10 protein-coding genes are annotated in these 13,839 nt (G+C 52.5%); 3 read left to right on the top strand and 7 right to left on the bottom strand.

Translation table 11 applies throughout. From position 1 onward, the window contains the following. Positions 1-88: 88 nt before the first annotated feature. The 4 genes from IX84_RS26790 to hsdR form a co-directional block, all read right to left on the bottom strand. Positions 89-667, bottom strand: a complete 579-nt coding sequence (locus IX84_RS26790) for a hypothetical protein (protein WP_044228459.1) — start codon at positions 665-667, stop codon at positions 89-91. A 125-nt stretch (positions 668-792) separates the two neighbouring features. Continuing rightward, the gene (locus IX84_RS26785; protein WP_044228457.1) at positions 793-2,535 is read right to left on the bottom strand and encodes a restriction endonuclease subunit S; all 1,743 of its coding nucleotides are present in this window, start codon (positions 2,533-2,535) and stop codon (positions 793-795) included. Then, positions 2,532-3,965, bottom strand: a complete 1,434-nt coding sequence (locus IX84_RS26780) for a type I restriction-modification system subunit M (protein ID WP_044228455.1) — start codon at positions 3,963-3,965, stop codon at positions 2,532-2,534. Before IX84_RS26780 ends, IX84_RS26785 begins: the two co-directional genes overlap by 4 nt. A 710-nt stretch (positions 3,966-4,675) precedes the next feature. Beyond that, entirely contained in the window at positions 4,676-7,036 is a 2,361-nt protein-coding gene (gene hsdR, locus IX84_RS26775; RefSeq protein WP_044228453.1) for an EcoAI/FtnUII family type I restriction enzme subunit R, read from the bottom strand. A 128-nt stretch (positions 7,037-7,164) separates the two neighbouring features. Here hsdR and IX84_RS31600 point away from each other — a divergent pair, with 128 nt between their 5' ends. Next, complete coding sequence (locus IX84_RS31600; protein WP_052516438.1) at positions 7,165-8,979, top strand: metallophosphoesterase; 1,815 nt, start codon at positions 7,165-7,167, stop codon at positions 8,977-8,979. A 15-nt stretch (positions 8,980-8,994) separates the two neighbouring features. On the opposite strand, the gene IX84_RS26765 is transcribed toward IX84_RS31600, so the two are convergent. Beyond that, positions 8,995-10,131 (bottom strand): ATP-binding protein, encoded by a 1,137-nt coding sequence (locus tag IX84_RS26765; RefSeq protein ID WP_044228943.1) that lies wholly within the window; start codon positions 10,129-10,131, stop codon positions 8,995-8,997. 216 nt (positions 10,132-10,347) lie between these two features. On the opposite strand from IX84_RS26765, the gene IX84_RS26760 reads away from it, so the two are divergent. Together IX84_RS26760 and IX84_RS26755 are read left to right on the top strand one after the other, a co-directional pair. Continuing rightward, a complete protein-coding gene (locus tag IX84_RS26760; protein WP_044228451.1) occupies positions 10,348-11,358 on the top strand; it encodes a hypothetical protein in 1,011 nt (336 codons plus the stop codon). Between the two features lie 36 nt (positions 11,359-11,394). Beyond that, entirely contained in the window at positions 11,395-11,859 is a 465-nt protein-coding gene (locus IX84_RS26755; protein ID WP_044228449.1) for a YybH family protein, read from the top strand. A 238-nt stretch (positions 11,860-12,097) separates the two neighbouring features. Here IX84_RS26755 and IX84_RS26750 read toward each other — a convergent pair whose 3' ends face one another. Together IX84_RS26750 and IX84_RS26745 are read right to left on the bottom strand one after the other, a co-directional pair. Beyond that, entirely contained in the window at positions 12,098-13,222 is a 1,125-nt protein-coding gene (locus tag IX84_RS26750; protein WP_044215897.1) for an IS701 family transposase, read from the bottom strand. Between the two features lie 84 nt (positions 13,223-13,306). Continuing rightward, complete coding sequence (locus IX84_RS26745; protein ID WP_044228446.1) at positions 13,307-13,792, bottom strand: thioredoxin family protein; 486 nt, start codon at positions 13,790-13,792, stop codon at positions 13,307-13,309. Positions 13,793-13,839 lie beyond the last annotated feature (47 nt).

Raw genomic sequence — 13,839 nt, 5'->3', positions numbered from 1 at the left:
CGGAAGAGGCGGGGCGGGTCTTGATTATGCAAAATACGGTTTTCTTAATCTATTCGCAACAGGCAGTACTTCTGTGGCATTTACAAGGCTATCCACTTCGAAAAAAATAGACACGCCCAAGTGTATCGATCTCTGCTACCTTCTCCTTAGGACCTATCGGTACGCCAATAACGGCTGCTTTGCCATCTTGGAAGTTGTCGATACCAATGACTTTTAGAGCATCGGGAAATTCGATTTTATCACTTTGCATGCCGTCTGACTTTCTAACCAGTACCCAGGTTGATTGTTGGTCATAGGTACGACACAAGCAGTAGCCTTCCCGAAAACGAGTACATTTCTTAAATACTTCTAACAGCTTACTTCTGCTAATACCACTTGATTCAGATGTTTTACCATAATCAAATTTATCCCGGAACCCAATAAGTAACAGGGCTATGCCGAGTACGAATAATGAGTAGGTGCTGATTACCGATCTGCGTCTGACAACCCTGCTTTTACTTATTCTTGCCTTGCCATATTTCCCTACAGACACAGAAGAGCTTCTGGAAATAATCTTTGAAAGAACGGCAAACAATAGGAAAATGCTCCCTACGAATACAAAAGGGTTGTAGAAAATCCAGTTCGTAATATTGAATGACAGCATAAACCAGGGATTAGAGAACTGCATAGCCCGTTATTGAATATGTAGAAAAACCATATGCAATATACTCATTTTGTGTTTTTTGCTGACCACGTGAGGCAATGTTCTGCTGTAGGTCCCCTGCAAAGATGTGTAAAAGAGCATAAATGATCCTACACCCCAGCCACCACCGCCCGCACCCAATCCCCCAACACCACGTCCCGCCGCCCGGCCGCTTCCTCCAATGCCGTGCACAAACCCAGCAGTTCCTCCACCGCCTGCACGATGGCGTGCTGCTCGGGGAGGGGCGGGAGGGCTAGCGGCGTTAATTTCATATTGCTCTGCGAAATATTGACTTGGCTCTTAGCCATCCCTGATTTTTTCTCATCAAGGAAAATCTTTGAGGCGCCATTACCGAGTGCGAGGCTCAAAAATGGAGGGTGGATAAGTGATTTCTCAAAATTGATCCGCACAATTTTATCTGATAGCAAGAGTTTTCTACGCGTTGACTGGACGTAGGCCACAATACCGACTCGATTATAAGGTCCAGCCCTAGTAATAAGAACATCACCTACTTCTACTTCTGATAGACTACCGTTTTTAAAACCTTGCGGAAAAGCCTTGTGCTCACTTGGAATGAAAAGCTGATCTTGTATAGCAGTGGTCTTCAAAACGCCCCATTCGTCCTCTTCTGCTACTCTGTTAAGGCACCTTGGACTTTTCCCAGCCTCCGTACCGGTTGAAATCTCCCCCAACCGGCACCAAACCCACCCCTCCGGCACCGCAAACGGCACCTCATCCATATCCACCGGTGGCAGCGGCTTCTCCTTCCGGATTTTCTTCGCCTTCACCAGGGCTGCCTTTTCTGCCTGTATGCGGGACAGCAGCTCGGTGGCGGGCTCCACATCGGGGTGCGCCTTGCGCCAGTGGGCGGTGAGCTTGCCCTGTACGGCCAGCTGCAGGATGGCGGCGCGCAGGGATTGTACGTTGCCCGTTTCATCGAAGAAGGTGTGGAAGTACGGGGCCAGGGCCTTCCAGGCCGGGCCCACGGCCGGGGCGGTGGTGAGGCGGCGCAGGGCGGCGGTGGCGTAGTCGGCCTTGAGGTGCAGGCGGGTCTCGGTGCGCTGCTGTAGCTGGTCGAGCTCTTGCAGCAGGGCGTCTACGGTTTGGACGATGGCTTGTTGTTCGGGTAGGGGTGGGAGTGGGAATTCAAGTTCTTTTACGGTCGAAGTGTTTAATTCCGTCTGTTTTGTGCTCCCTGAAACACGGTCCTCTATTTGGCGCTGTACGTAGGGCGAAGCGGTATATACCCAAAGATATTCTGGCAATACTTCTTTTTTAAAGACTCTTACGACCGTAACATGGGAATCAGCAACGACTTTAGAATAAGTCACACTGGGGAACAAATTAGTACGGCCTACTGTGCCGTTTCCTGTAGAATTCCATAGTAAGTCCCCCTCTTTTAGAAATCTTTCTGGCTGGTATTTGTCTAAAACATCCTCATTTAGAAATCGTGCTTTAGACAAGTCAAACCCATCCCACTGAACGCATTTTTGAGATACAATTGGAATGTTAGAATTATCTACGTACTTGGGAGATTTTCCTCTTTGTATATAGGTTGAAAGACTTTCTAGCCTACACCAAGCCCACCCCTCCGGCAATTCAAACGGCACCTCCTCCGCACGCACCGGCGGCAGGGGTTTACTCTTTTTGATCTGCTTCGCCTTCACCAGCGCCGCCTTTTCCGCCTCAATGCGGGCTAATAGCTCAGCAGCCGGTTCCACATCCGGATTTGCCTTCCGCCACTCGGCGGTCAGCTTGCCCTCTACGGCCAGTTGCAGGATAAGGCTGCGCAGTTCGGGCAGGTTCTCGGGGCGCAGGCTGAGCTGCGGGAAGTATTGGAGCAGGTGGGTCATGCTTGCAGGGCGTTTTGGAGTACGGCTACGATTTTATCTTGCAATTGGCGGATGTCTTGTTCAGCTTGCTGGTATTCGGCCAGCAGTTCTTCGGGCGTGCCCAGGTCATCGGCTTCCTCGTGCGGGTTCTTGATGTCGAGGTTGTAGTTACGGTCGATAATATCCTGCAGGGGGACGCGCCAGGCGTGCTTGTTTTCCTTCCGTTGGCCCCACCAGGCTTTCTCCGCATCGAATTCCTTGATATGGATGGGGCGGGTTTTGTTGTAGCTCTTCACGCCATCCGGGTAGGGGTGCTCGTAGTACCAGATGTCCTTGGTTGGGCTGCCTTTCTCAAAGAAGAGCAGGTTGGTCTTGATGCTCGTGTAGGGGTTGAAGACGCCATTGGGCAGGCGGACGATGGTGTGGAGGTTGCAGCGGGCCAGCAGTTCTTCCTTGAGGCGGGTCTTGACGCCTTCCCCAAAGAGGGTGCCATCGGGCAATACCACGGCGGCCCGCCCGCCATCCTTCAGCAGCCGGATGATGAGGGCGAGGAAGAGGTCGGCGGTCTCTTTGGTGCGGAATTTCTGCGGGAAGTTGGTCTCCGTGCCGTCTTCCTCTACGCCGCCAAAGGGCGGATTAGTGAGGATGAGGTCCACTTTGTCGTTTGCGCCCCAGTCGCTGTAGGGCCTGGCGAGGTAGTTGCCGCGCTTGACGCCGGGCACTTCAAAGCCGTGCAGCATGAGGTTGGTGGTGCAGAGCAGGTGGGGCAGAGGCTTTTTCTCTACCCCGCGTACGGTCTGTTGCAGGGTTTTGCGCTGGCTGGGCTTGTTGATCTGCTTGTCGAGATGATCGATGGTGCAGGTGAGGAAGCCGCCGGTGCCGCAGGCGGGGTCGAGTACGGTTTCGCCCAGTTGGGGGTTGAGGATGTCGACCATGAATTGTGTGACGGCCCGGGGCGTGTAGTATTCCCCGGAGGAGCCGGCCGATTGGAGTTCTTTAAGAATGGTTTCGTACAGGTCGTTGAAGAGGTGGCGGTCTTTGCTGCTGTTGAAGTCGATCTTGTCGATTTCGTTGATCACCTGCCGGAAGAGGGTGCCGTTTTTCATGTAGTTGTAGGTGTCTTCGAAGACGGCGCGTACGATTTTGGCTTGCGGGCCGAGGTTGCGGTCGAGTTCCTTCAGGGTGGGGAAGAGCTCGTTGTTGATGAAGTCCATCAACTCATCGCCGGTGAGGCCTTCGTCGTCTTCGGCCCAGTTTTGCCAGCGCAGGGGCTCGGGGACGGGGCTTTGGTAGTCGGGGTTGAGGAGTTCCCACTCGGCTTCCTGGTCAGCGAAGATTTTGAGGAAGAGCATCCATACCATTTGGGAGATGCGCTGTGCGTCGCCGTCTACGCCGGTGTCTTTGCGCATGATGTCGCGCACGCTTTTGATGATGGAGGTGATACTGCTCATTGGTGTTAAAAAGTGTGCGACCTCGCTGAGGTCGGTTATTTTAATGGATGTTTTTTTAACTAATGTATGACCTCTACGAGGTCGGACTTTAAGCTTGGTTTTGGGGGTTAGTAAGGTGTGACCTCTACGAGGTCGGGTTTTGCTTGTTTTGGGGTTAGTAATGTGCGACCTTGCTGAGGTCGGTTATTTTAAGGGGTGTTTTTTTTGACTGATGTGTGACCTCGCTGAGGTCGGGTTTTAGGTTTAAAAGTGTACGACCTTGCTGAGGTCGGTTATTTTAATGGATGTTTTTTTTAACTAATGTATGACCTCTACGAGGTCGGACTTTAAGCTTGGTTTTGGGGGTTAGTAAGGTGTGACCTCTACGAGGTTGGGTTTTGCTTGTTTTGGGGTTAGTATTGTGCGACCTCGCTGAGGTCGGGTTTTGCTTGGTTTTGGGGGTTAGTAAGGTTTGACCTCGTTGAGGTCGGGTTTTGCTTGGTCTTTGGGTTTAGCAGGGTGTGACTTCTATACTAATGCGGATCCAGAATCAATCAGACCTCATAGAGGTCGAACATCAGTTGTTTATTAGCTGTGGTTTTTAGTCGACTTCAGCGAAGTCGCACATTGATTCCTGACCGGCAGCACTACCGAAATCAGTGGGCAAAGTGTTTAAGGCCTCATTTTTGTGTATTCCCAGGTTTGGGCTGTACAAAAAGGATAGGCTTAAGTCATGCGCTTTTGTACAGCTCGGCTTCGAGTTCCCGTACGGCGGCGTCAAAGGCTTTGGCGGAGCCGAAGGCGCGGACGAGTTCTATGGGGGAGCCCATTTCATTGAGCGGCTGTACCTGCAACACTTCGCGTTTTTCGAGCGGGAAGATACCTTCTGCTTCGTACTTTTCCAACAGTTTGCTGAGGACGTCTTTGGCCAGCCCGCTGTATTTGGCGAAGTAGTTGCGCTTGCGCACGCTATTGGCTCGCTCTTTGCGCGTAAGCGGCGGCTGATCGAAGGCGATGTGGCAGATGAGGTCGAATTCGTCCAAATCCTGCCCGACTTCTTCCCGCAGGGCTTCGATGAGGACGCCCTGCTCGGCCAGCTCTTTGACCAGGGCTTCCTTTTGGGGGCTGCTGTGCCATTTTTGCACGAAGGTGTCCAAAGAGGCAAACTCCCGGCGGACGTTTTTCTTGGTATAATCCCGCAGGGACTCGGTGATGAGCTTGCCGTCTGCGCCGTAGTACTGCACCCGCTCGTGCGCCAGGGTGACCTCCACGTTGTTGATGTGGAATTTGCGGCGCTTCTCCGGTTCGTCTTTGATGCTGATGTTGGGCCGGCTTTGCGCCTTTCGGGCGGCTTCGGTTGCTGCTTCTACTACATCCGCTACCACATCCGGTGGCACTACGTCCTCCTCCGGCCCCGGCTCGTAGATCTGCACGGGCTCCCCGTCAAAGTCAGGGTCCGCAAATAGGTTGGTCGCTTTGCGGAAGTCCATAATGGTGAAGTAAACCTTGCCTTCGGCTTCCCGTATGCGCGTACCCCGCCCGATAATCTGCTTGAATTCGGTCATAGAGCCAATATTGGCTTCCAGCACGATGAGCTTGACCATTTTGGTATCCACGCCGGTGGTGAGCATCTTGGAAGTGGTGGCAATGACCGGGAAACGCTCCTCCACATCCATGAAGTTGTCGAGTTCGCGCTTGCCAATTTCATCGTCTCCGGTGATTTTTACCACGTAATTCGGGTGCTTGGCCACGAGGTCGGCGTTCTCATTGATGAGCGCCTGCCGCATGCGGTTGGCATGGTAGATATCTACGCAAAAGACGATGGTTTTTGCATACCTGTCTACCTGTTTGAGGTAATCCGAAATGCGCTTGGCCACCACCTGTGTCCGCCCGTCGATGACGAGGTTGCGGTCGTAGTCCTTTAGGTTGTAAATGCGGTCTTCCACCTCGTAGCCGTACTTGTCGGTTAGCCCTTTGGTCGGTCGCCAGCTGTCATCCACGGAGGTCGACACTCGCACCACCTTGTAGGGGGCTAGGAAGCCATCGTCAATGCCCTGTTTTAGCGAATAAGTGTACACCGGCTCACCGAAGTAGGAGATATTGGAAATATCGCGCGTCTCCTTGGGCGTAGCCGTCAGCCCAATCTGCGTAGCTTGGTCAAAATAGTCCAGTACTTGACGCCAGGCCGAAGCCTCCGCCGCGCTGCCCCGGTGGCACTCGTCGATGATGACGAGGTCGAAGAAATCACGGCTGAATTCCTTATACGCATTCATGGATTCCTCCTTGCCCGTCAGCCCCTGATACAGCGCAAAGTAAATCTGATAGGACTTGTCGATGCGCCGGTTCTTGATAATGTGCATAATGTCATTGCCGAAAGGCGCGAAATCCCCGTTTTTGGTCTGCATCAGCAGCGCATTCCGGTCCGCCAAAAAGAGGATCCGCTTTTTCACGCCCGATTTCCACAGCCGCCAGATGATGTTGAAAGCCGTGTAGGTCTTGCCCGTCCCGGTAGCCATCACCAGCAAAATCCGGTCCTGCCCCTTCGCCACTGCCTCCAGCGTCCGGTTGATGGCAATCTGCTGATAGTAGCGCGGGCTTTTGCCACTTTCATCCTGAAAATAGTCCTGCGCCACAATCTCCTGCGCTTTGGGCTCCTCCAGCCCCTTATGCGCCAGGTACTTCTTCCACAGCCGCCGCGGCGAAGGGAAAGCTTCCAGGGGAATTTCCTGCTCCCGTGCCCCATCCGTCACCGTCTTATCGTGAAACACAAACGCATCTCCGTTGGAAGCAAACACAAAGGGGATATCCAGAATCTCCGCATACTCCAGCGCCTGCTGCATGCCCGCGCCCACCGATTTGTTATTGTCTTTTGCCTCGATAATCGCCAGCGGCAGGTTAGGCTTGTAGTAGAGGATGTAGTCGGCCCGCTTCCGCCGCCCCCGTGTATGCATGCGCCCCTGCACGATGATGCGCCCGTCGGTGAAAGTCACTTCTTCACGTACCTGACGGCGCAAGTCCCACCCGGCCTGCTGCACGGCGGGGGTGATGTACTGGGTGCAAATGTCGCGTTCGGAGAGGTGTTTTTTGTTCATGTGGCGTCGCTTGTGTGGGGGCTGAACATTGTGGGGTAATGATACGGAATTTTGGGGATATGAGGGAACTCCGGCAAAACTTAACCCCCAATTAACCCCAAACCCCGTATTTTAGCCGCAAAAACAACATGTACCGCCAATTTTGCCTCCTGACCTTCGCTTTGCTGATAACGGTATCCGCCTACAGCCAAAACTGCACCTCCGACACCCTGCGCATTGATACTACCGCCGGGCCCCACCCCTTCACCAGCCTGGAGCTGAATAATGACGACTGCCAGTTTCAGTTTGCCATCGTCACCGACCGGACCGGCGGGCACCGCCCGGGCGTATTCATGGACGGGGTGCGCAAGCTGAATCTGCTGCAACCGGAGTTTGTGATGTCGGTGGGCGACCTGATCGAGGGGTATACGAAGGATACAGTGGAACTGGAGCGGCAGTGGGAAGAATTTACCGGCTTTACGGCCCAGCTGCAGATGCCCTTTTTCTATGTGCCGGGCAATCATGACATCACCAACGAAGTCATGGAGCGGGTGTACCTGGAGCGGTTCGGGCAGACGTACTATCACTTCATTTACAAGGATGTGCTGTTCCTCTGCCTCAACTCCGAAGACCAGTACCGGGGCTCCAACCGGGGGACGATCTCGGACGAACAATACGAATACATTGAGCAGGTACTGGCGGAAAATGAAGAGGTGCGCTGGACCTTCCTCTTCATGCACCAACCGCTTTGGATACTCAAAGACACCAAGCGCTGGGTGGATGTGGAGAAGCTGCTGGCCAACCGCAAGCATACCGTTTTTGTAGGGCACCACCACCACTATGTGAAGTATGAGCGTAATAACGGGCGCTATTTCCTGCTGGCCACCACCGGAGGCGGGAGTGCCCTGCGTGGCCCGCAGCTGGGTGAGTTTGACCATGTGGTGTGGGTGACGATGACGGAGGAAGGGCCGGTGCTGGCGAATCTACTCCTCGATGGGATTTGGGATGAAAATGTGGTCACGGCCGAGTCCAGCGATTTTGTGAAAACCATCACCGCCCAGCGCCCCATCCGTGTGGAGCCGCTGCTGATGGATGGCGCTGCTTTTGAGGAGGCACAAATGGTGGTCAAAATCTTCAATGATCAAAACGTGCCCATGCAGGTGAAGTGGGATCAGCAGTTCAGCTGGGGGCTGACCGGTGTGCTGAGTGCGCCTGAAATGACGGTAGCGCCTAACTCCGTAGACACCCTGCTAGTAGACCTAAAAGCACGCAAAGGCGAAACCGCACTCTCCAACCTGGAAGCCCTGCCCCTGAAAGCAGAGGTGAGCTTTGACACCGAAGACTTCCCGGACCTGTCCATCCCTTTCTCCTTCAATCTCCGCCCGGCACAGAAGTACCTATTGGAGCAGGCACCAAAGCGTGTCAAGGTGGACGGAAAGCTGAAGGAATGGGCGAACCTGCCTTATACCCTGCAGGACTTGCCCGGCGAAAGCCTGAATGCCCGCTTCAACCTTGGCTATGACGACGACTACCTCTACATCGCCGCCCGGGTGGAGGACGATCAGATCATGGTTGATACCGCTGAAGTCTCCTGGCAGCAGGACTTCATCGGATTTGTGGTGAATGCCGAGCCTGCCGCAGTTAGTGCCAGCCGGACGGGGCAGGGGTGGTACGAAAATTCTATCCTGTTCACGGTGGCACCGGAAACGAAGGAACTGCCGGCTTCGATTTTTTATGAGGATAAATTGCCGGAAGGTGCCGAATACCGCTGCCGGGTGGAAGCCGAAGGCGTGTACGTGCTGGAAGCGGCCATCCCCATGTCTTACCTCACAGAGCGTCAGGGCGAGAACTGGCGCTCCATCCGATTCAATATGGTGGTGCAGGACCGTGATGGCGGAAAATCCGAAAATGGATGGCCCCGTTATCAGTTCATGCCTGACTGGCGGGGTGGGGGAATTTTGTAGGCTCGGGGCTGTTCTTTAGATAAAGTCAAGAACCTGTTCGGGCGTGATGCATTGGTAACGGGATTCAGGGTAGGCATTCTGCCATGGAGCGTAGCTGTTGCGGTACTTTTTGGGATTCCACTTGAACTCGAAGCCGTTCAGGTAGCCGCCCATTTCCTCCACGTAGTCAATTTCTGCACCAGTGTGGGTATTCCAGAAGTAAGTATTTGCAAATTGAAGGGTATAGCTTAGGTGCTTTTTGCGTTCAGCGATCAGAAAGTTTTCCCAAAGGCTTCCCTTGTCCTTCCGCAGGTGAATGGGGCTGAAGTCATTGATAACTGCATTGCGTACGCCCAGGTCATAAAAATAAATCTTGTTCATTTTTGTCATTTCTTTGCGAAGGTTTCGGCTGAAGCCCCCGAGCCGGAAAAGGACAAACCCCTTTTCTAAAAGGTCAATGTAGTTGTTGATCGTGTCTCGATTGACTTTCAGGCTTTTAGCGAGTTCCTGAATGGATACGAACTGTCCCATCTGGTAAGCCAGCAATTGAACTAACTGATTGAGTTTCTCAGGATAGCGAATGTTACCCAGTGCCAGTACATCTTTGTAGAGGTAGGCCTGTTTTAACTCGTTAAGGTATTGTACTTTCCGTTGCGTTCCTTCCAATGTAATGGCTTCAGGGTAGGAACCGAAAAGCATCAAGCCTTCAAGCTTTGCGATGTTGAGCCCGGAAGAAATTTGGTTATGCTCCAGCCATTCCCGAAAGGAAATGGGGAATAGCGTGTAGGTCCAGGTACGCCCGGTCAGTGGTTCTGAGATCCGATTGGCCAGGTCCAGGGAAGATGAACCGGTAACGATGACACGCTTTTCGGGCATGGTGTCATGTATGATTTTCAGGTTGATACCGATATCGGTAATGCGTTGTGCTTCATCAATAAAGAGCAAATCTGCTTCACCAATGAACCGTTTAAGCGCTTCAGGAGACCGGCTGGACAATACGGATAGATCCTCCCCACTATCGGCATTGACTTTGAGCGTTTTATAGTTTAACTTTTGAATGAGGTCATTAATTAGCGTTGTTTTGCCAACCTGACGGCTGCCGTACAGAATGATTATTTTATTGGAGTGCTGTAGCTCTTCTAAAAGGGTCGGTGCAAGGGCTCGCGCTATCATTTTTATTATAAAGATATAAAAACAGCACAATTCGCGCAATTTCCAACGGTCAACCATCGCAAATCGCGCGATTTGCGATGGTTTTTTGACGCTGTACCCTTTTGCCCCCTGCTCTGCGTGCTTTGCGCCCTCCTCTCCGCGCTCTTTGCGTGAACCCCAAAAAAACCTTCCCAAAATTCCGTATTTTTCACCCCGAACCAACCACCTGAAAACCGCATGCACTACGAACAAGCCAAGGAACGCCTCATCAACGGCAAAACCCGCGAGGCCATAGACATGCTCCGGGAGCCTCTGGAAAAGACGCCGCTCTACGATGAATGGATGATGGTCCGCGCCCGCTACGAGACCCTGCGCGAGCGGGAAATGAAAGGTCTGCTATCGACTGCTGAGGCCCAACTGGAGCACAACCGGATCAACGATGCGGTCCTCCGCCTGCTCGATAAGGCAGAGCAAAAAGAAGAGGTGCCGGTGGTGCGGCAGCAGGCAACGGCTTCCACCGCCCCGTCCAGTCAGGGGCTTCCCAGATGGGTCACCATGCTGATCGCAGCGGTAGTCGCCGTGGGAGCGCTCATTTTTATCAGAGGGCAGTTTGGGGAAGCTCAGGAGCCTGCGGCAGCAAAGACCGAGCGGGAGATTATACCTGAAACTGTAGAAAAGCCGGAAGCTGAAAGCGTAACCCCGGAAAAAAAGCCCGCCACCAAACCCAACCGGGTAACACCTGAAACCAGGGCCATCGTGCCACCCAACCATTCGGTAGCAGAAAAGAAGATCAGTGAAGAAGCCAGCCGGGTGCTCTCGGATGTAACCAGGGAAATGCCCAAAACAGACCTGAAAAAAGTAGTAACCCTGGAGCCGGGCGCGTTGATCGCCAAGTATGATGTCAGCAAAATCTCCGGGAACCGTGACCTGCCCTTCGAAATTCATACCCTCAGCCACACCCAAAACATGATTCTGATGGAAATGACCCTGACCAACCGGACAGGCAAACCGGTGAAGCTGGGCGAAATGGAATTGCTGCACACGGGCGACCGCTCAGTGGGCAAAAGCCAAAGTCTGAACGGGACGATGCTGGAAGCAGGGGATAAAATGACGGAAACCTTCAGGTTCGCATGGGCTATTCCCGGCGAACTCCGGGCCTTCCGGATGAAGATGGACTACGCCATTCAGGGGGGCGAAGGCATCTGGGCCCTAAAGACGGATTTTGGGCTCTACAAGAAAATTCAGTAAACCTCTGGTCTTTTCGCCAAAATAAAATCACCCGCGATGAAATTTGTAATGCTTTCTGTTCTTGTTGCCTGTTTCACCTGTTCGCTGCATGCTCAGGTCTATACGGGGGACTCTACCGAAATCCAAAGCATCCTGAAGCATATTGATGCTTTTTCCCAGGCCTACATGAACGGCGATTATGACGCTATCGCCAATGCATACACCAGGGATGGGAAAATAATGCCCGCCGGCACTAAAATTATTGAAGGTCGGACTGCCATCAGGGAACGCTGGGTTCTGCCGGAGGGCGTTACGGTCCCTTACCACAAAATCAAGCCGGAAGAAATTAATATTTTAGGTGACACCGCTTACGATATCGGCTACTATGAGGGGCGTACCCGCCGCGCCAACGGAGAGGAATCAAGCTGGCAGGGGAAATACGTCATCATTTGGAAAAAGGTGGAGGGAAACTGGAAAATCTACGTGGATATCTGGAACAGGGTAACGGAGCCGGAAAAATAAACCGGAAGGGGTAAGGGACAGTAGAACTGGTTGGAGCAATAATGAAAAAGGATTGGAAAACGGCAATTGGGCTTCCCAATCCTCTTTCAGAATAATCTTTCTATTTACTTACTGACCTTTCGCACGCGAAAGGTTATGATAATTGAAAAAATTAGCAGTATTCAGGGTGCTTGGCACAGCAATCCCACTCAGTGCATGGCACTGAAAAAGCACTCGCATGAACAAGTTAATCAAAGCCTTACCCCAAAAGAGGGGTGGCTAGCCCGTTTGGCGGCCCAATTGCAGGGACATAGGCTTTGAGCCTTTGCACCTCTTGAAAAGCCGCCCTGAGGGCATTGACATAAATTTTGGTTTTTAGGGCAAAGTGGTTGGTCTGCTCTTTTGCAGACAGCAGTTCGAGTTTAGTCCAGGCAATCATGGCAGCAAAAACATGGTTGCACTGGGATGTCTCGTGCTTGGTGGGGGACTTTTCCAGCCCCACGTTTTGTTTGAGCGATTTGTGGAATACCTCCACTCCCCAGCGTGTCCCGTAGGTTGTGCAGATAGCTGGGCCGCTTAGCTCCAGATCGTTGGTGACCAGGTACAAGTCTCCAGTTGAGCCGTCTTGGTTTATAAAGACCTGTTTGACCAGCTGGACTTGGAAGTCCAGCCCTTTAAGGTAAACAGTAATGGCCTGGCCTGCTTGCAGTTCTAGCCCGTCGACTCGGTGGAACTTGCCTTCCAGTTTGTCTTCCATGGTAAGGGCAGCCTTGCGGTTGCTCTTTAAGGCACTGATAAAATGCTTGCCCAGCTCATAGTGCACGAACTCAAAGTTCTCCTTGGCAGCAAACCAAGTGTCCCAGACCACATAGCGGAAGGGCACGCGGTTGTATTTGACAAGTGCAAAAAGCTGGTCGCGCAGCATCTCGTTCTTGCTGCGGGGGCTGCGCTTCTTTACCTGCCCGCTTTTGGTATCCACGTATTCTTGCGACTTGCGCACGATCTCAAAAGCAACAGGCAGCTCTATGCCCTGTGGGCTCTGGTAAAGGAAATTCAGGATGTTGATCCCTTTGGTGTGCCCCGCTTTCGGCTTCTTGGAGTGGTCCCAGTGCCAAGTGACCACTTCATTCTCCGTAGAGTGCGGCTTCTCCTCGATCGTGTCATCTATCTTGATGACCGCGTCCGGGTGCTCCACTTTACGTACCAAAGGCTTTATGCAACGCCAATAGTCCTTTGCCGTGAAGGCTTCCTGCCCTAAAAAACGGCTGATCTTGTCATGGCTCAGTGCCTGATCGGTCAGCTCGGACAAGCCGGTGGCTGTCGCCATGCGAAACGATGCCAGCAGGTAGTCCGAATACAAGTCTAGTAACTTTGGGTCTTTCATCTTTCGCTCCTTTGAGCTGCAAGATAACTGCCCTGACATTATTAATCAATTTTCCAAATATTTCGCGTGCGAAAGGTCAGTTACTTATTTGCCTTTGGCAATCATCTGTTCCACACCACCGGTAAACTGCTCTACGGTTGGGGTATAGCCGGTTTTGCCAAGTGCTTCTATTTCGTAATTGCCCGACTCTTTGTTGCGGTTCAGATTGAATACCCAGATAGTAGGGTAGCCGCGCACGCCAAAGCTCTGCTGTAAAGAATAATTCTGCTGACGGATTTCTTCCGGGATTTGCTTGCGGCGTGGGAAGTCCAGCTCCAGTAGTACCACATTTTCATTGGCCCACTTTTTGAAATCCGGCTTTTGGAATACAGCGGCATCCAGGCGTTTGCACCAACCGCACCAGTCACTGCCGGTAAAATTGGCCAGGATGGGCTTGCCCGTCTCTTGTGAAATCTTGTAGGCTTCATCAATATCCACCAGCCATCCGGCTTTGGTTGCTTTGTAATCATCCTGTGCGCATGCGAAAGTGCCCATGAGCAGGAATGCAAAAAGAATGCTGAATTGTCTCATAAATGTATTTTCGGTTTTGAACTTCCTGTGCGGTTTACTATACAAAA

Origin of the sequence: Phaeodactylibacter xiamenensis (assembly GCF_000759025.1) — a bacterium.
GTDB classification, from domain to species: domain Bacteria; phylum Bacteroidota; class Bacteroidia; order Chitinophagales; family Saprospiraceae; genus Phaeodactylibacter; species Phaeodactylibacter xiamenensis.
This window is presented reverse-complemented; position numbering and strand designations above follow the sequence as displayed.